At 43.1% G+C, this 19,199-nt stretch carries 18 protein-coding genes and 2 pseudogenes; 3 read left to right on the top strand and 17 right to left on the bottom strand.

Features of this window, described 5'->3' with window-relative positions:
* Positions 1–3 precede the first annotated feature (3 nt).
* The 3 genes from BV11031_RS19100 to BV11031_RS19090 form a co-directional block, all read right to left on the bottom strand.
* Entirely contained in the window at positions 4–429 is a 426-nt protein-coding gene (locus BV11031_RS19100) for a MaoC family dehydratase (protein WP_121641639.1), read from the bottom strand.
* 197 nt (positions 430–626) lie between these two features.
* Positions 627–1,187: a P-loop nucleotide/nucleoside kinase family protein gene (locus BV11031_RS19095; RefSeq protein ID WP_129550846.1), complete on the bottom strand. Its 561-nt coding sequence runs from the start codon at positions 1,185–1,187 to the stop codon at positions 627–629.
* 150 nt (positions 1,188–1,337) lie between these two features.
* Entirely contained in the window at positions 1,338–2,636 is a 1,299-nt protein-coding gene (locus BV11031_RS19090; protein ID WP_129550845.1) for a hemolysin family protein, read from the bottom strand.
* A gap of 280 nt (positions 2,637–2,916) precedes the next feature.
* On the opposite strand from BV11031_RS19090, the gene BV11031_RS19085 reads away from it, so the two are divergent.
* On the top strand, positions 2,917–4,986 hold the full coding sequence (locus tag BV11031_RS19085) for a thioredoxin domain-containing protein (RefSeq protein ID WP_129550844.1): 2,070 nt from the start codon (positions 2,917–2,919) through the stop codon (positions 4,984–4,986).
* On the opposite strand, the gene BV11031_RS19080 is transcribed toward BV11031_RS19085, so the two are convergent.
* Entirely contained in the window at positions 4,983–5,882 is a 900-nt protein-coding gene (locus BV11031_RS19080) for a CPBP family intramembrane glutamic endopeptidase (protein WP_129551027.1), read from the bottom strand. The two genes, BV11031_RS19085 and BV11031_RS19080, sit on opposite strands and share 4 nt — an antisense overlap.
* Before the next feature lie 227 nt (positions 5,883–6,109).
* Between BV11031_RS19080 and BV11031_RS19075 the strand changes: the two genes are divergently transcribed.
* Positions 6,110–7,465: an MFS transporter gene (locus tag BV11031_RS19075; RefSeq protein WP_129550843.1), complete on the top strand. Its 1,356-nt coding sequence runs from the start codon at positions 6,110–6,112 to the stop codon at positions 7,463–7,465.
* A gap of 33 nt (positions 7,466–7,498) precedes the next feature.
* Here the strand turns inward: BV11031_RS19075 and BV11031_RS22790 are convergent.
* The 10 genes and pseudogenes from BV11031_RS22790 to BV11031_RS19025 all read right to left on the bottom strand — a co-directional run.
* Positions 7,499–7,636 (bottom strand): annotated as a pseudogene (locus BV11031_RS22790) (acetyltransferase); the annotation flags it as partial.
* Positions 7,634–8,089: pseudogene (locus tag BV11031_RS22785) on the bottom strand (type 1 periplasmic-binding domain-containing protein); the annotation flags it as partial. The pseudogenes BV11031_RS22790 and BV11031_RS22785, both read right to left, overlap by 3 nt.
* Positions 8,090–8,291: 202 nt before the next feature.
* Positions 8,292–9,050, bottom strand: coding sequence for an exodeoxyribonuclease III (xth, locus tag BV11031_RS19060; RefSeq protein ID WP_129550841.1), 759 nt, complete (start codon positions 9,048–9,050; stop codon positions 8,292–8,294).
* Between the two features lie 60 nt (positions 9,051–9,110).
* Positions 9,111–9,350: a 30S ribosomal protein S18 gene (gene rpsR, locus BV11031_RS19055; protein WP_003219224.1), complete on the bottom strand. Its 240-nt coding sequence runs from the start codon at positions 9,348–9,350 to the stop codon at positions 9,111–9,113.
* Positions 9,351–9,393: 43 nt separating this feature from the next.
* Positions 9,394–9,912 (bottom strand): single-stranded DNA-binding protein SsbA, encoded by a 519-nt coding sequence (ssbA, locus tag BV11031_RS19050; protein ID WP_010332657.1) that lies wholly within the window; start codon positions 9,910–9,912, stop codon positions 9,394–9,396.
* A gap of 40 nt (positions 9,913–9,952) precedes the next feature.
* Positions 9,953–10,240: a 30S ribosomal protein S6 gene (gene rpsF / locus BV11031_RS19045; protein ID WP_014115888.1), complete on the bottom strand. Its 288-nt coding sequence runs from the start codon at positions 10,238–10,240 to the stop codon at positions 9,953–9,955.
* Positions 10,241–10,350: 110 nt separating this feature from the next.
* Positions 10,351–11,451 (bottom strand): redox-regulated ATPase YchF, encoded by a 1,101-nt coding sequence (gene ychF / locus BV11031_RS19040; protein ID WP_129550840.1) that lies wholly within the window; start codon positions 11,449–11,451, stop codon positions 10,351–10,353.
* Between the two features lie 126 nt (positions 11,452–11,577).
* Positions 11,578–13,581: a molybdopterin-dependent oxidoreductase gene (locus BV11031_RS19035; RefSeq protein ID WP_129550839.1), complete on the bottom strand. Its 2,004-nt coding sequence runs from the start codon at positions 13,579–13,581 to the stop codon at positions 11,578–11,580.
* A 50-nt stretch (positions 13,582–13,631) separates the two neighbouring features.
* Positions 13,632–13,838, bottom strand: coding sequence for a DUF951 domain-containing protein (locus BV11031_RS19030; protein WP_003226838.1), 207 nt, complete (start codon positions 13,836–13,838; stop codon positions 13,632–13,634).
* A gap of 93 nt (positions 13,839–13,931) precedes the next feature.
* Positions 13,932–14,948 (bottom strand): YkvI family membrane protein, encoded by a 1,017-nt coding sequence (locus BV11031_RS19025; RefSeq protein ID WP_129550838.1) that lies wholly within the window; start codon positions 14,946–14,948, stop codon positions 13,932–13,934.
* A gap of 528 nt (positions 14,949–15,476) precedes the next feature.
* Here BV11031_RS19025 and yyaC point away from each other — a divergent pair.
* Positions 15,477–16,094 carry a spore protease YyaC gene (gene yyaC, locus BV11031_RS19020; RefSeq protein WP_039074872.1) on the top strand — a complete coding sequence of 206 codons (618 nt, stop codon included), beginning with the start codon at positions 15,477–15,479 and terminating at the stop codon, positions 16,092–16,094.
* 39 nt (positions 16,095–16,133) lie between these two features.
* Here the strand turns inward: yyaC and spo0J are convergent, their stop codons facing one another.
* The 3 genes from spo0J to noc form a co-directional block, all read right to left on the bottom strand.
* Entirely contained in the window at positions 16,134–16,982 is an 849-nt protein-coding gene (gene spo0J / locus BV11031_RS19015) for a stage 0 sporulation protein Spo0J (protein ID WP_129550837.1), read from the bottom strand.
* Positions 16,975–17,736, bottom strand: a complete 762-nt coding sequence (gene soj / locus BV11031_RS19010; protein ID WP_003219244.1) for a sporulation initiation inhibitor protein Soj — start codon at positions 17,734–17,736, stop codon at positions 16,975–16,977. Before soj ends, spo0J begins: the two co-directional genes overlap by 8 nt.
* 587 nt (positions 17,737–18,323) lie before the next feature.
* On the bottom strand, positions 18,324–19,175 hold the full coding sequence (gene noc / locus BV11031_RS19000) for a nucleoid occlusion protein (RefSeq protein WP_121641653.1): 852 nt from the start codon (positions 19,173–19,175) through the stop codon (positions 18,324–18,326).
* Positions 19,176–19,199: the final 24 nt, after the last annotated feature.

Here is a 19,199-nt window from a genome sequence, read left to right as displayed (position 1 = left end):
ATGTTACCGTTTCATTAATACGGATAACTCACCTTCAAACACTTTTTCCTCTTTTTGATTATAGGTAGATAACAATACAGTAAGTATTCCCGTTTGACTTTTATTTGGTTTTTTATCAATAACCTTAACGATGGTGTTCAGCGTATCATCGGGATAGACGGGCGCTAGGAATTTTATATGATTCATTCCTGTTCCAGCGATAATATCGTCCTCATGACACCCTTCTTCAATCCAGAGCTTAAACGTCACGGCTAACGTTTGTATGCCAGACGCAATGATTCCATTAAATCTCCCCATTTTCGCTTTCTCTTCATTTACATGCATGTATTGCGGGTCATATTCTTCTGCAAAATTCATGACATTCTCTTTTGTGAATTGAAATGATTTCGTTTGAAAAACCTGTCCAATAGAAAATTCATCTAACTTCATAGGGGCACCTCCTCATCTCTCATCTTTATAAAATAACATGTTAACACATTCAGTAACCTCGTCAAAAAGTCTCTGTGCTCACTACCCTCACAACGTGTGTGAACTTCCTTCTTAAAAACGAAATGCGAAAACTAGCCGGTTCTCGTCAGCATCGGTTTTCGGCTTGCTTTTGGTGATAAGTTGTATATCTACATATATTATTTGTAAACAAAATAATCTATTATTGTTTCTATCGTTTCATTAAAATGGAAGGAGCTTTCAAAGTATTGAAGATTGTACTTTTGGCATTCCTCTTTTATCCGGATACTATCTGTTTTCATCCGCTCTAATTCTGATTTGATCTGAGCATGATCTAGATTTCTCAATCCGTCATTCTCTGTCACACTGGAATAAAATTTGATTTTATCTATGTTATGTTCTATGTCTATTTCTGCTATTCCTATAAAACAGGCCTTAACACTTCCTGAATAACACTGCTCAAACTTTGCTACGTGACTAGGAATGAATTGCACACCTTCTATTATGTAATCTATTTTGTTTTCAACCATGGCTGTCATCAAAGGATGAATGATGTTCCAGAGTCGCTCTCCATTTTCAAAATCGCCATCAGTTGGATGAACCTCCATTTCTGGAACTCCCTTCGCAATTCCCATCATTAAATAGTCTAACGAGAAATAAGGGATTTTTGTTTGTGCTAACATTCTCTTCGCTGTAGTTGTCTTCCCGCTCCTTGAAGAACCGCCAATCAGATATAGCATACTTATCTCTCCTAATTGAATAAATTCACTGAAATATAGACACTATTCAATCCATCGGTTATTCTAGCCCGTCATGGATGCCATATAAAAAGCCTGGATGAATAGCTAAATCATCACAGGCTTTGAGTGGCTGACAACAAACAGTCAGCGTCATTTTGGCTTTACCTCTACATAATGAATATGCCGGCCGTCTATTTTGTGGACTTTAAACACATATCCTTCAGCTTCTATTTCAGAACCAAGTTCGGCATCAATATTTTGAGTCATAAACCAGCCGCCTATGGTATCGACATCTGCACTCGCTAACGCGGTTTCCAATAGTTTATTGACATCTTCAATCAACACTTTTGAATCTAAAATATAATGATCATCATTGATTTTTCTAATATCAGGCACTTCATGTTCATCAAATTCATCTCTGATGTCGCCTACTATTTCTTCAAGAATGTCTTCAACAGTCACCAATCCTGAAGTACCGCCATATTCATCCACTAGAATAGCGATATGAGTTCGCTCTCTTTGCATTTTCACTAATAAGTCATGGATCGGAACCGATTCAATCACATGGATCACAGGGTTGATATGATGTTCTAATTTGAAATGATCCTTGGTTTTCTGGTCCGTATCAATATAAGCTGACAAAAATTCCTTGGCATTGATAAAACCAATAATCGTATCTTTATCTCCATTTAAAACCGGATATCTTGTATAGCTCTCTGTCTTAACCGTCTTAACAACAGATTCATAAGAATCCTCGATAGAAATCGCGACTATTTCCCTTCTTGGAATCATGATTTCCTTTGCGATTCTTTCATCAAATTCAAATATGTTATTGACATACTTTAACTCGTTCTTATTGATTTCACCGCTCTTATAGCTTTCAGACAGTAAAATGCGCAGTTCCTCTTCAGAGTGGGCAAGCTCATGTTCTGACGCAGGTTTTAACCCAAAGAGTCCGACGATAAACCGGGCTGAACCATTTAAAAACCAGATAAAAGGATACAGGATGCGGTAAAACCAGATGATGGGCTTTGCTGTTAAAAGAGTGATGGCTTCAGCTTTTTGAATCGCGAGTGTTTTGGGAGCAAGCTCACCCACCACTACATGCAAAAAAGTCGCCATGACAAAAGCAATGATCAAAATCAATACATGTGAGACGGGTTCACTTACATGAAAATAAGAAAATAAGGGGTGCAGAATCACTTCAAAAGTCGACTCTCCAACCCAGCCAATTCCTAATGCTGTCACAGTGATTCCCAGCTGACAAGCCGACAAATATTCGTCCAAATGAGTCACAACTTTCTTTGCTGACACAGCACCTTTTTTGCCCTCTAATATGAGTTGATCGACTTTCGACGTTCTAATTTTCACAATCGCAAATTCAGTTGCAACAAAAAATGCGGTTAATACAATTAAAATGGCAAAGATAATAAGATTAAGGGTTGTCAATCGTTTGCCTTACCAAGTAAGGCGAACACCTCCTGTATAAAGATCTCCCTTACATATTCCTTAGTATTGATAATTTAAACATACAATAACCCAACAAAATATTTTATTTCCATTTCTGTAAACATACATCACCTATATCATAATGATAAGTTCAACTGAACCTAAAATCAACAATGTTTATTTTAAAGTAACCTTATGAGAATTTTTTCACCTGATTGTGATAAGTTAGTATTAAGAATCCATTTATCAACGTCCAAAAATGAAGAAAGAAGGTGATCCCTTGCCAACCAACAACAAACCCAATCGTTTAATCGACGAGAAGTCCCCATACCTGCTTCAACACGCCCATAACCCAGTAGACTGGTACCCCTGGGGAGAAGAAGCCTTTGAAAAGGCGAAACGCGAAAACAAGCCGGTTCTGGTTAGCATCGGCTATTCAACATGTCATTGGTGCCATGTGATGGCCCACGAGAGCTTCGAGGACGAGGAAATCGCGCGCCTGATCAATGAACGGTTTGTGGCGATTAAAGTCGATCGGGAAGAGCGGCCGGATGTGGATTCTGTTTATATGAGAATCTGCCAGTTGATGACCGGGCAGGGCGGCTGGCCGCTGAATGTGTTTATCACGCCTGATCAGAAGCCGTTTTATGCGGGTACATACTTTCCAAAGACGAGTAAATTCAATCGTCCCGGTTTTGTAGATGTGCTTGAGCATCTGTCTGAGACGTTTGCGAACGATCGCGAGCATGTCGAGGATATTGCGGAGAACGCTGCTAAACATTTGCAGACCAAAACGGCGGCAAAATCGGGCGAAGGTCTTAGCGAATCAGCGATTCACCGGACATTCCAGCAGCTTGCCAGCGGGTTTGATACGATCTACGGCGGTTTTGGACAGGCACCGAAATTTCCGATGCCTCATATGCTCATGTATTTGCTTCGTTATGACCACAATACGGGGCAGGAGAATGCCTTATATAATGTCACCAAAACACTGGACAGCATGGCGAATGGCGGCATTTATGATCATATCGGCTATGGTTTTGCCCGCTATTCGACCGATGACGAGTGGCTCGTTCCCCATTTTGAAAAGATGCTGTACGACAATGCGCTGCTGCTGACTGCTTATACAGAAGCCTATCAGGTAACACAAAATAAGCGCTATAAAGAGATTTGCGAGCAAATCATCACCTTCATTCAGCGGGAAATGACCCATGAAGACGGAAGCTTTTTCTCCGCTTTAGACGCGGATACAGAAGGAGAAGAAGGAAAGTACTATGTGTGGTCAAAGGAAGAGATTCTGACTACGCTCGGAGACGAACTCGGAACACTGTATTGCCAAGTGTATGACATCACTGAAGAGGGGAACTTTGAAGGCAAAAATATTCCGAACCTCATTCACTCAAAGCGGGAACAAATCAAAGCGGATGCCGGGTTAAGCGAGGAAGAGCTCATCCTCAAGCTTGAGGATGCAAGACGGCAGCTCTTGAAGACACGAGAAGAAAGAACCTATCCGCATGTCGATGATAAGGTGCTGACCTCATGGAACGCGCTGATGATCGCGGGTCTCGCCAAAGCGGCAAAGGTTTATCAGGAACCGAAGTATCTCAGATTAGCGGAGAACGCCATTACTTTTATTGAAAACAAGTTAATCATCGACGGCCGTGTGATGGTCCGGTATCGAGAGGGAGAAGTGAAAAACAAAGGCTTTATCGACGATTACGCATTTCTCCTATGGGCTTACCTGGACCTCTATGAAGCCTCGTTTGATCTTTCTTATTTAGAAAAAGCAAAGAAACTGACAGACGACATGATCGGCTTATTTTGGGATGAGGAGCATGGCGGATTCTATTTCACCGGACACGATGCAGAAGCCTTAATTGTCTGGGAAAAAGAAGTATATGACGGCGCCGTGCCTTCCGGAAACAGTGTGGCGGCCGTTCAGCTGCTGCGTCTTGGACAAGTCACAGGCGACTTATCACTTATTGAAAAAGCAGAAACGATGTTTTCCGTGTTCAAGCCGGATATCGACGCGTATCCGAGCGGCCATGCTTTCTTTATGCAAAGCGTGTTAAAGCATGTGATGCCTAAAAAGGAAATCGTTATTTTTGGCAGCGCAGACGATCCAGACAGAAAACAATTGATCACTGCGCTTCAAAAAGCCTTTAAACCCAACGACTCTATTCTGGTGGCAGAACACCCTGACCAATGCAAAGACATCGCGCCATTCGCGGCAGATTATCGCATCATAGATGGTCAAACAACCGTGTATATTTGTGAAAACTTCGCCTGCCAGCAGCCGACAACAAATATCAAAGAAGCCATTCAAACATTAATAAGCAGCAGGGATTAAGACCCTTGCTGCTTACTTTGTGATTTCTTATGGTACCATATCGCGATTCCTGCAAACACAAGGTTGACCGCTATCGTAAATAAAGCCTCCCACATTGGGTCCCCCCGCGTAACGGTAAACAAAGAAGGGATGCCTCCATACACACTGTTTTTTTCTGTGATAAACATACACAAAAACATATTATTCGCGGCATGGGCGCCAAGTGATATTTCAATACTGCCTGTTTTAATCGTGTAATAAGTCCACACAAAACCAAATGTTAAATACTCAATTCCTGCCCAGACAGCGCCATTGTTCATTTCTGGATTCGCAAAATGCAGTACGCCAAACAAGCCTCCGACAATCAATATCAAGATAAGAGGATTTTTCGTCACTCTGCCAAAAGCTTGAAGCAAAAAGCCTCTGAAAAATAGTTCCTCAGCTGATGTCTGAATCGGAACCAAAATGAGAGCCGCCACTAACAACCAGATAAACCGTGAAGCATCAACATCCTGCATGGAATAACTGCCGGGATGAATCATATAATCAATCAATTGTACGGCGATCATCAACAAGAAATAGGCAATAAAGCCAAAGGAAATTCTCCGCCAATTGATCCTAGCGTTTGGCGTAATGACCGATCGAAATGGCCGTTTCAGAATAAAGCGCACAGCCAGCCATACTCCCGGAATCGCAAATAAATAAATGACATGAGCCAAATAAAGATCGACCAGTGGATCACTCAGCACAGCTTCATCCAAATCAAATGTGATATCAGGATTCACAATAACCGTAAACAGTATAGCGAAAAGGTAAGCAATATTCCCGAATACATATAAACCTACCATCACCAAAAAGGCGAAAAAATATCTCCACAACGTATTGTTTCCTTCTAATGGACGGATAAATGAATTCATTCCTTCTGCGTCTCTTCCTTTCAATGAGAATATTCCTATATATTTGCATAAATTGGTCTTCAAATCTACTGTTTTGGAAATCTTTTAAGCTAAATGTTAATAAAGAGTGCGAATTTAGTTCTTTCATCTAGTGATTTGAACTCTGTCGCCAATGAATCAAGCTACTTATAATGATTCCCAAGAGGCAGTGTTCCACCTTTTCTTATTACTAACAAGGAGGGTTTTAAATGAATCCAATCTTCAAACAGAAGAATACACACCCTTTCTCAAACGCAGCGAATCGTTTAGACCGCCTGCCGATTTCTCGCGTTCACTTTCAAGTATTAACCGCTCTCGGCATTGTTTATTTCTTCGATCTTGCAGATTTATTTACCCTCAGCAATGTGGCGCCGGCACTGATTGAGCATTGGCGCGTCCCGCTTTCAACCATTGCCAATATAACGGCGGCCTCGTTTTTAGGCATGTTTTTAGGCGCAGCATTGGGGGGAAGGCTGTCCGATCGAATCGGCCGCAAAAAAGCCTTACATCTATTTGTCTTCGTTTTCTCCATCGCATCGCTATTCAATGCCGCGGCATGGGACATCCCGTCTTTAATGGCATTCCGTTTTCTCACCGGATTTGGTGTCGCAGCGGCCATGGTCATTACCAATAGCTATTTGGCGGAGTTTTTTCCTTCCAGTGTCCGCGGGAAATATATTTCTTTCTGTGCCATGATTGGACTAGTCGGCGTTCCGATCACCAATATTGTGTCTGCCTTTGTCATTCCGCTCGGTTCATGGGGATGGAGGCTTGTATTTGTATGGGGTGCCGTTGGCCTTATTTATTTTTTCTTTATCCGACAACTCGAAGAATCACCTCGCTGGCACGAAAACCGCGGTGAATACGCGAAAGCCGATGCGATCCTCAACAGAATTGAGGCTCAGGTTGAACAAGAGAAGGGCCCGCTTCCGGCACCAGCTCAGCCTAAAGCAAACAGTACCGTCCAGAAGCATGCGGGTTACGCAGGGTTATTGAAAGGAAGAAACCTCAAAATCACCATCGTTTTATCTGCTGTATGGATTTTTGAAACGTTTGGATTTTACGGATTTGCGTCATGGGTTCCAAGCCTCTTAAAAAGCAATGGTGTCACCATGGAAAATACATTGTGGTATAACGTGCTGCACTCCGTCGGCGCTCCGCTTGGCGCACTGCTCGGTTCGATGATTTCTGAAACATTTCAAAGAAAATGGATTTTAGCCGCCAGCGCCTTTTTGACAGCCATCGCCGGCCTCTTATATGGCATGACTTTTATTCCAATCATGATCATTGTGTTTGGTTTTATCGTGAATATCACGGAACGGGTTTTCACCTCGAACTTATACGCCTATACGTCAGAACCTTATCCGACTGAATACCGCTCGTCAGGCAGCGGTTTAGCCTATGGCCTCGGCCGCTTTTCAAACATCTTTGGCTCACTGCTCGTCGGGTTTATCGCCGTTCAGCTCGGCTATGTCAGCGTCTTTTTATTTATTGGCGGCTGCTGGCTCGCATGCTCCGTGCTGTTAATCTGCTTCGGCCCTAATACGAATGCAAAACAAATTTAAAAAAGTCAGTGCGGACCTGCCGCACTGATCTCACTACAATTCCTTCAACACCCTCGCAGGATTTCCTCCTACAACCGTATGAGCAGGTACATCCTTAGTGACAAAAGATCCTGATGCAATCACCGCGTTATCGCCGATCGTCACTCCCGGGTTCATCACTGCCCGCTCACCGTCATTCATATCATTGCATCCAGACAGCATATGACGGTCGTCCAACCTTACGCGGACGGCTTTATAGGCCGCCGTGCTCGGACTCCTGTCGGCTTCTCTGACGCACGTAAAAGCGATATTCTCATGTCCCCGGCTCTTTAGATAGCGAGCGCTCTCGGCATACGCAGCTTTTCTGTCATTGTACGCACATGGGACATCAATGTCTCCGGTATCCTCACATGCGATGATCGGCCCATACGCCTGATAAGCGCTAATGCTGTCCCAGTCATTGGCGCGGATGTCATGATAATCCGTCTATTTTCTTCGTTCTTCATAGCTCTAAATAGTTGAATGCAATAGCGGAGTTATAATTGGTGGGGAGGAGGGCCGTTGCATCTCATGCTGATAGGCCGACTTGGTGATTCCGTTTACGATTTTACCAAAGCAGGGATAATCGCTATAAGGAAGAATCACACCGATAGTATAGGTTTTCCCGCGAAATCAAATCGATTACGGGTCATTTGGTATGTAATCTAAATCCTTTATGACTTGGTGAACAAGTTTTCTCTTTTCTCAGAAACATATGGGTGTTGATTCAATACAACCAGTCTTGCAATCTCTTTCTTCCTTTTTATATAAAAAAGCAGTAAGTGTAAAATTCCTTACTGCTATCTCGTCATATATTAATCGTAAGTTCAACAGGACAATGGTCGGAACCCATGACGTCCGCTGATATGCTGGCATCCTCAATCTGCTCCCTAAGCCTTTCGGAAACCACAACATAATCGAGACGCCATCCGATATTTCTGTCTCGGGCGCCGGCACGATACGACCACCAGGAATAAGCACCTTCAAGATCAGGATAGACGTGGCGGAATGAGTCTATAAATCCAGCTTCTAAGAAACGGGTGAATGCCTCTCTTTCTTGATCAGAAAACCCAGCGTTATTCCGGTTCGCTTTTGGGTTTTTCAAATCGATCTCCTGATGAGCTACATTCAAATCACCACATAAAATGACAGGTTTTTTCTGATCCAATTCAAGAATATAAGATAATAAAGCCTCTTCCCACTGCATGCGATAATCAATCCGCTCCAAGCCCCTTTTAGAATTGGGCGTGTAAACAGTCACCACAAACATATTTTCAAATTCCAGCGTAATCACTCTGCCTTCTTGATCGTGCTCTTCTATTCCGATCCCGTACATAACCCGCAGCGGCTCTCGTCTTGAAAAAACAGCCGTGCCAGAATACCCTTTTTTCACTGCATAATTCCAATACACATGATAGCCTTCAGGCTGAAGATCGACCTGGCCGTCCTGTATCTTTGTTTCCTGAAGACATATAATATCTGCATCCTCTTCTTTCAGATAAGAGAGGAAATCCATCTTTCTCATCACAGCCCGCAGGCCGTTTACATTCCAAGCAATCAGCTTCATGTTTCATCCCCCTATAAAAAAGAGCAAGAACCCGAAGGTTCTTGCTCTTTACGTATCAGCTTACTCACCGCTTACGTACGGAAGTAAAGCCATTTGACGAGCGCGTTTGATGGCTGCAGTCAATTTACGTTGGTATTTAGCGTTTGTTCCAGTTACACGACGTGGTAAAATTTTACCGCGCTCAGAAACAAACTTTTTAAGAAGATCTACATCTTTGTAGTCGATGTGCGTGATACCGTTAGAAGTGAAATAACACACTTTACGGCGTTTCGCACGACCGCCTCTGCGTCCTCCTGCCATTGTCATTTCCCTCCTTTCTTTGTCAATTTAAGTGATATTCTCATTAGAATGGAAGATCATCATCCGAGATGTCAATCGGTTTGCCGTCGTTGGCGAATGGGTCGTCATTAAAACTGTTCCCCTGATTGCGTCTCTGGTTGTTCTGATTTCCCCCGAATGGATTATCATTTTGGCCTCCGCCAAAGTACTGGCCTCCGCCGCTGTTTCCTTCGTTGTATCCACCTGAACCAGAACCGCCGCCGCTTTTCGGCTCAAGAAACTGAACACTTTCAGCTTGGACCTCGGTCACGAAGACACGCTGTCCTTGCTGGTTTTCATAGTTTCTTGTTTGTAAACGGCCATCTACGCCTGCAAGGCTTCCTTTTTTCAGGAAGTTCGCAACGTTTTCGGCTTGTCTTCTCCAAGTGACACAATTAATGAAATCGGCCTCACGTTCTCCGGACTGGTTCGTAAATGTACGATTCACAGCAAGAGTAAACGTGGCAACAGCCGCACCGTTTGGCGTATAACGAAGCTCTGGGTCTTTTGTCAGTCTTCCGACTAATACAACTCGGTTAAGCATAAGAAAGACCACCTTTTACCATTATATATTTCAAAATTGCTTATTCTTCTTCTTTAACAACAATGTGGCGAATGATATCGTCACTGATCTTAGCTAGACGGTCAAATTCTTGAACTGCCGCAGCATCAGCTTGAACGTTTAAGATTTGGTAGAAACCGTCGCGGAAATCGTTGATTTCGTAAGCAAGACGACGTTTACCCCAATCCTTTGTTCCAGTGATCTCCGCACCATTAGAAGTCAGAACGTTGTTGAAACGCTCGATAACTGCTTTTTTAGACTCATCGTCAATGTTTGGTCGGATAATGTACATAACTTCGTACTTTCTCATCTGTTTGCACCTCCTTTTGGACTAAGCGGCCCATAATGGGCAAGGAGCAATAATTCTATTACTCACAATTTTATATTATACCAAAGCTCTTGTCCCTTTACAACTGCATCCTATACATTAAATCGGAAATGAATAACATCTCCGTCTTGGACCACATATTCTTTTCCTTCGAGACGGACTTTCCCTGCTTCTTTGGCTCCTGCCATACCGCCGCCCGCAAGAAGATCCTCATAGGCAACCGTTTCAGCACGAATGAAGCCGCGCTCAAAGTCACTATGAATAACGCCTGCACACTCAGGGGCTTTCATGCCTCTTTTGAATGTCCAAGCTCTGACTTCCTGTTCACCGGCTGTGAAATATGTTGCAAGGCCTAGAAGGGAATAAGACGCTTTGATCAGCTGATCAAGACCTGATTCTTCAATGCCAAGCTCTTCAAGGAACATTTGCTTTTCTTCACCTTCGAGCTCGGCGATTTCAGATTCGATTTTCGCACATACGACGATAACTTCCGCGTTTTCGCCGGCAGCGTACTCACGAATCTTCGCTACATTTTCATTGCCAGACGGGTCAGCCACTTCCTCCTCGCTTACGTTCGCCACATACAAAATAGGCTTCGAAGTCAGTAAATGAAGCTGCTTTACAAGCCTTTGCTGCTCTTCAGTAAACTCAACAGAACGAGCAGGCTTTTCATTCTCAAACGCTTCTTTCAGTTTAGACAGAATCTCAAACTCGAATACAGCGTCTTTATCTTTTTGCTTTGCAAGTTTGCTGACGCGTGTTATCCGCTTTTCAACTGTTTCCATATCAGCGAGGATCAGCTCAAGGTTGATCGTTTCAATGTCATCAATCGGATCAACTTTCCCGGAAACGTGTGTAATGTTGTCATCAGAAAAAGCACGGACAACGTGGCAAATCGCGTCAACCTGGCGAATATGAGAAAGGAATTTGTTACCGAGTCCTTCTCCTTTAGACGCGCCTTTTACAATCCCTGCAATATCAGTGAATTCAAAAGCAGTCGGCACAGTCTTCTTCGGGTTGACCAGCTCAGTCAGCTTTTGCAGACGATCATCCGGTACTTCTACAATTCCCACGTTCGGATCAATCGTACAGAACGGGTAGTTGGCTGATTCGGCACCGGCCTGTGTAATTGCGTTAAATAATGTTGATTTCCCGACGTTCGGCAAACCGACAATTCCAGCTGTTAAAGCCATTCTTTCATCTCCTCTATATAAAACCGTCATTGAATAAACGTATTTTGAACCTAGAGCAATTATAAGGAGGTTCACTGGAAAAGACAAGCTGACAAAAAAGCATTTTCAGCCTGTTGATCCCATTGATTATGCTTTTTTCAAGCCCACCAAACAGTCAAAAAGCGTACTTCCCATTCCATTATCGGAATTTGTATCGTTTGTCAGGGTATTGACTGAACCTCCAAAAGCCGCCCACATGCCTTCATCTATGTTAATCGTCTTCGGGTGAGCCTGCTTCATCACCTTCACCTTGCCCTTCAAGCGACCGCGGTCATTAAAGATGGCAACCGCATCTCCGTCCTGAAGATTCTGCTCAGCCGCTATATCTGGAGAAATATCGACCTGAATGTGCTGAAGCTTTTCGATAAACGGCACATGCTGAGAGTGATTAGAGCGTTGCGGATGAATGGACAGCAGCGTGTAAGGATACTTGCCAGCTAACTGTTCATTATGGAAAACAGACTCTTCAGGTACGTTTAATTGAAGCAAACCGCTAAATCCTTTTTCTTCAGCTAACGACGAAGTAAATTCAAATTTTCCGCTCGGTGTCAAAAACTGATAATCATCCCACGGAACCTGCTTGACTGGAAGAGGGAGATGCCCTTTTTCTTTCAATCGCTCAAGCGTCACACCCTCTGCTTCCAATGAAGAAAGCCCCATCTCCAAAAATTCTTCAGTGCTGTGGTCAAACAACTCGCCAAACCCAAGACGTTCTGCAAGCTTTGTCCAGATCCAACTGTCCGATTTCGTTTCCCCCTGCGGCTCCACAAGCTTCTTCCCGTACTGAACGTAATGATGATACATACTGGAATAATAGATATCCTCTTCTTCAAAAACAGTGGCAGTCGGCAAAACATAGTCACATAGCTTTGCCGTATCCGTCATAATCGAATCAATCGCCACCGTCATCGGTACGTTTTCAAAGGCTTGCCTTACTTTATTGGTATTTGGCACCTGAGTCAGCGGATTCCCGCACGTCACAATCATCATCTCAATCGCAGGATCAACAGCCGTCAGCACCTCTTCAGCCTGCGTCATCATTGAAAACGAACGTGATGCTGTTTTTAATTCCGGCAGCGTCAGCTTCGTTTTCGCAAAGCTTTCACCGATCTGGACATTCCCGAAATTCGCGCCCCCGCCTTTGATTCCGACATTTCCGCTTGCCGCTGCAAGTGCATCAATCCAACGAATCGTTTCGCCGCCGTTTTTATATCGCTGCATACCGAGCCCCATAAAGGTAGAAACCGGGCCATCTGCATACAAACCAGCCAAATACTCCAGCTCCTCCATAGAAGTTTCTGTTTTCACAATAAACTCCTCTAAAGAAACAGTGTCTAAAAGCTCTTTCACATCATCAAAACCGACAGAGTGCTCAGAAATAAACGTCTCATCGGTTCTTCCCGTCTCTATCAGAACCTTTAAAACAGCTGCCGCAAGCCAGCCATCCATTCCCGGCTTGACAGAGATATAGCGGTCTGCAAGTTTGGCAGTCGGGTTGAAGATCGGATCAATCACCGTAATTGTGGCTCCCTTTTTCTTCACCTGCTGCAAGTGATGGTATAAGTGCATATTTGTTCTGGATACATTTCTTCCCCACACAACAACATGCTTGCTGTTGTAAATATCAAGCGGGCCGTGTCCGTACGACCGGCCGAAATCCCAGCTTTGCGCCTCGATACCGGAGCCCCAGCATATGCTTCCGACGATTTCAGTCACGCCGCCATATCCATTAAAAAAACGTTGATCTAGCGCTTTTAACAAACCGTTATTCGCATAATCATGGCTGTGCAAAACAGCAGTCGTTTCTGACGTTTCTTTGATCTCCCGAAGCTTATCGGCAATTTCATCAAGCGCCTGCTCCCAGGAAATCCGCACAAACTCGCCATTTTGTTTTTTCATCGGATAGCGAATCCGCTCAGGCGAATTTGTTTTTGTCTCAAGCATTCTGCCGCGTCCGCAGATCTTGCCTTCCGTAATCGGATGGTTCGGATCCCCGTCCACTTTTGTTACTTTTCCCTCATCAACAGTCACCAAAAAGCCGCAGCTGTCCCAGCAATTCAGCGGACAAGCTGACTGATGCACTTTGCCCATCGCCGTCTTCTCCTTACCTTGTATATGAAAAAGCATGAGTGCCGGCCTTTTTATGAAGTAGGCTCCTCATGCTTGACTAGTACTTTTTTAAGTTTTCTTTCAAATTCTCTTCTCGGAATCATCACACTGTGAGAGCATCCCTCACACTTAATTCGGATATCCATCCCCATGCGTATAATTTTCCAGCTGTTCGCTCCGCATGGATGCGGTTTTTTCATTTCTACGATATCATTTAGGCCAAAGTCTTTATCCGCCAAGACCCTTCACCTCTTTTCATAAACTGCTGTATCTATTGTACAAAAAAACTGATCATAAGAGCAATTAAGATACCCGAAAAGAAATAAATCCTCTTATTTCCATTTACTTAAAATAGGATATAACCACAGACAAACTAACAAGTACAAATTTAGCATCCCGTATATTGGATACAAGAATGCGATCAATTCAGAAAACCCAAAAGAAGTAAAAGGCACCATCAACGCTAATAGAATGAACACAATCATCCATCTCGGCATATGAACAAACGCCATCAGCCGGCTTGACAGCCCAAGCAAACCCGCTACCGTCGTTGTATAAATCGCTAGGCACAGAACCGCTGTCATACATAAAAAAAGGAGATAAGGAAAATCCTCCAAGACGGCAAACAATGGGATTTCAAACTGAGAAAGGGAGCCCGCCAGCTCCACTAACGTCTCATTATAGACAAATGAGATCACGCCAAAAACAAGACCGCTTGCCACACTGGCGATTTTCGCTTCACCGAGACCTTTCATTTCTTTTCCCACGGAGGATAAAATCGCGACAACAGAAAGAATGTTTAAAGAGGTGAACGTAATGCTTGCAGGCCAGTTATACTGCCTAGTCAAATCAATTGTCCATGTATGGTGATGGGTGCTCTGAAAGGAGATCAGCGCATACAGCAAACCCGCAACTAATACAGGAATGATAATGCCATTTACTGATAATATCCCTTTCACATCCCAGAAAAACAAACACACAGTCACGATACAAATCAGCGCGATTCCCCACCAGAAAGGAAGCTTGTACATTTGCAGGGTCACACCGCCTCCGGCAATCATCACCATAGTCGTCGAAAACAAATAAAAAACGATGAGGACATCATAAATTTTCGCCAGCCACGGTCCCATCAAATGCTCCAGAACCGGCAAAAAATGAGTGGATTTTACCTTAAAACTAATTTTCATCACAATATAAGATGAGAACATGAACATGATTGTAAACAGCACAATAGCAAGTCCGCTTTCCACTCCAAAAAACTGCCATATCTCCTGACCGCTCGCATATCCGGCCCCGATCAGGCTCCCTAATATGAGCAGCATCCACTTCATTCCGGCTCTCCACAACATCATCACCTCATAGCACAGAGTTGGGCTTGTTCCCGCTATTGTTACTATATAAGTATCTGAAAGCAAACATGCCATATTTTCATATACATCAGGAAATTATCATCCTAAATACACATAAAAAAACTGCCAATGCAGGCAGTCTAAAATAAGATATTTAGAAAGAAACCTCATTCTTCCCTTTCTCTCATGTATACATCGCCATCCAGAAACCCTTTCCCACCGATTGAAGGATAATAAATATCACTTCTGATACCGGAACCTTTCAATTCGTCGCCATTTAGATAACTGGTATACACTTCCATATATGATCAAATGTTTTGTAAGCAAACCCTAGCTTGATCGTATCGAGACATTTGGGCACAATACTTATCATTAACCCGCTAATGACGCCCTCTATGAATAAAAAATATCCGGCTCTATACACGAAGCATAAAAGATCGTACTGCTGGATATACTGTAAACAACCTTACATATCTAAACACACACCACAGCCACTTTGCTACCTACTATAACAAGGAAGTGAAATCTATGAATCGAAAAGGCGGGCTTTTTTCCTCTCAGGAACGAGTAAAGCAATATGTTTCACACACGGATGCAGCCGCAGTAAAACAGATCCAAACCATCCTTTCTTCATCCTTGCGGAAAGCTGCCGGCAAACCCATTATCGTGGTTTGTATCGGAACAGACCGTTCAACCGGCGATTCATTAGGCCCGCTCGTAGGAATGAAACTCAAACAAATGCAGCTCACTAGATTTCATGTCTATGGCACTTTATCTGACCCTGTCCACGCTGTGAATATGAAGGATAAAATTCAAGACATTCAAAAAATACATAAAAACCCATTCATTATAGCAGTCGATGCATGCTTAGGACGCGTTAAAAGTGTAGGTTCGTTTCAAATCGGAGAGGGGCCATTAAAGCCGGGAGCCGGTGTGCAAAAGGACCTTCCTGAAGTGGGAGATCTTCATATTAACGGAATTGTAAATGTGAGTGGTTTTATGGAATACTTTGTTTTACAAAATACAAGGCTGCACTTGGTCATGAATATGGCAAATGTTCTTGCTGAAGGATTGAGTGCAACTGATCGGACAGGGTGGAGGCACGAACGCCTTAGCCCGCTCCAAAGGATCACCGGGCGCATATAATTCAAAAAACCATCTTCTTTTGAAAGATGGTTTCTGTATTTACGATTCTCTTTCAGACAAAAGCTCTAAAATCCGATCAAGATCTTCATTTGAGAAAAATTCAATCTCAATTCTTCCTTTTTTCTTTTGTCGTTTAATATTGACCGTTGTTCCAAAATAATTTTGCAGATAGGATTCCCGTTCTTTCAGAACCGCGTCTTTCACAGGCTCTTTTTTCTTTGTTTCACGTGAAACATTCTGATTTAACTGCTGAATCAGCTGTTCTAGCTGTCGAACATTGAGCTGCTCCGCAATGACTTTTTGTACAAGCGGTTCAAGCTTACTTTTGTTTTTCAAGCCAAGAAGCGTGCGTCCATGTCCCATCGAAAGCGTACCTTCAGCAATAAGATGTTGAACGTTTTCTGGAAGTGTCAGCAATCTTAAATGATTCGCAATATGCGGTCTGCTTTTCCCAAGACGTTTAGCAAGCTGTTCTTGCGTGAGATCTAAGTGTTTCAGCAAAGAATCGTAGGCCTGGGCCTCTTCAAGCGGCGATAAATCTTCACGCTGAAGGTTTTCCAATAAAGCAATTTCTCTCATTAATGCCTCTGATAATTCACGAACAATGGCCGGAACCGTGTCTAAACCCGCAAGCTTTGCCGCTCGAAAACGCCGTTCACCCGCAACAATATCATAGCCTTTTAAAGATTTTCTGACGATAAGCGGCTGAAGAATGCCATGCTGCTGCACAGATTCTTTTAGTTCAGCTAATGCCTCGTCATCAAAGTGTTTTCTTGGCTGATAAGGATTAGGGCGTAAATCGGCAACTTTAATATCTTCAACTGTCTCATTCGACAAATCGACCTGATTGAACAACGCATTAATCCCTTTTCCAAGGCCTTTAGCCATTCGCAGCCACTTCCTTTGCTAAATCTAAATATACTTCCGCACCTCTTGACCGCGGATCGTATAAAATGATGGGTTTTCCGTGACTCGGCGCTTCGCTCAGACGGACATTACGCGGAATAACCGTCTTATATACTTTATCTCTAAAATACTTCTTAACCTCTTCAATCACTTGGATGCCGAGATTCGTCCGGGCATCAAGCATTGTCAGCAGTACACCTTCAATCATTAAATCCGTATTCAAATGCTTTTGCACAAGACGTACTGTATTTAATAACTGGCTGAGCCCCTCCAACGCGTAATATTCGCACTGTACAGGAATCACTACAGAATCTGAGGCAGTAAGCGCGTTAATCGTCAACAGCCCCAATGAAGGCGGACAGTCAATGATAATGTAATCATAATTCTGCTTTACTGCTTCAAGCGCCCTCTTCAGTCTCACTTCTCTTGAAATCGTCGGAACCAGCTCGATTTCAGCTCCTGCAAGCTGTATTGTCGCAGGAATCACGTCCAGGTTCTCCACTGTCGTTGCTTTAATTATATCTATTACATCTGCATCGTCTACTAAAATATCGTACACACACTGCTCTACATCGGCTTTTTCAATCCCTAATCCGCTTGTTGCATTTCCCTGCGGATCAATATCTACCAGCAGAACCCTTTTCCCTATGTAAGCTAAGCATGCCCCAAGGTTGACAGACGTCGTTGTTTTTCCGACTCCGCCTTTTTGGTTCGTAATTGCTATGATTTTTCCCACGATGTCACCTACTTTCACATGAACATGTACTATCTTGCTTCTATTCTATCAAAAAAAGATTAAAGCGTTTCATTTTTTTCATCATTTTGTTCCGATTAAGAAAGGAAATAATTGAAAATTAAAGCGTGTCTAATCCTTTCTCTTATAAATTCTGTTATTTTCATGTTTTTTTGACTCAAAAAAGGAGTTTTTAAGAGAAAAAAGAAGAAGTTTCCGTACAAAAGAGAATCTGGTCTACAAACAAAGATGTACCCGTTACGCTGATGAGCATGTTTCTCATATTACGATATCGTTCCTTTTGTACTGGGGAAAGTGAGAGTTTCTGGCCAGATCGATCCCGGACCGATCAAACTCGAATCCTTGCGAAAAAAAATCGGAAAAGTGTTCAAAAAAAGTCAGTTTTCGTCTGCATGCTCCTCGGCATGCCATTACACTATATTGTTTGGGGTACGCAGTAATTTTCCCACAGGATACGGAAGGATGTATCCACAAACTTAAAAATAGAATTCTAATATAACAATAACAAGTAAAAGTAATTGATTTCCTTTTACTACAAAAATAAAGCTCCCCTAATTTTCAGGAGAGCTTTATTTCGGTATGCGGATCGTTAATTGAATATATTCTTCAAATTCTTCTTCTTCTGTATTCAATTTTACACCGCTGTCTTCAACCATTGTTAGTGACTGGCGAATCGTGTTCATTGCAATTCTTGTGTCTCTGCTGAACGCTTTGCGTCTAGGCTTTGGTTTTCTCTGGCCTTGCTCCAGCATTTTCACCACGCGGTCTTCCGTCTGTTTTACATTTAAACTTTTCTCAATAATCTCTGTGAGCAGTGTGACTTGGAGCTCAGGCTGTTTCAGCGGAATCAGCGCTCTGGCATGACGCTCAGTGATTTTCTTCTCCATGATCGCGTCTTGGACCGGCTGAGGCAGCTTTAATAACCGCAGCTTATTCGCAATTGTTGACTGTCCTTTTCCTAAACGCTGCGCGAGTGCTTCCTGTGTTAAATCATGAAGCTCAAGAAGCCTAGCATAGGCATGCGCTTCCTCAATAGAAGACAGTTCTTCCCGCTGCAAGTTTTCAATTAACGCCACAGAAGCGGTTTCCGTGTCGGAAAAATCCTTAATTATAGCCGGAATATTTTCCCACTCGAGCGATTGAACCGCTCTCCAGCGTCTTTCACCTGCAATGAGTTCGTATTGGCCTTCTTCTTCTGTATGCCTGACAACAATCGGCTGAATAATGCCGTGTGTATGAATGGTCATTGCTAACTCTTTGATTTTTTCATCTGAGAAAATGGTGCGTGGCTGAAAACGGTTGGGAACGATAGCATTTACCGGTATTTCCAGAATCTCTTCTTTGTTTGTCTCATGTTCAGCAATCTCCGGCTCCTGTTCCTTCTCACCAAGCCCGAAGAAACGAGAGAATGAATGCTTCATGTACCTACACCACCTTTAAAAACT

Source organism: Bacillus vallismortis (genome assembly GCF_004116955.1).
GTDB lineage: Bacteria > Bacillota > Bacilli > Bacillales > Bacillaceae > Bacillus > Bacillus vallismortis.
This window is presented reverse-complemented; position numbering and strand designations above follow the sequence as displayed.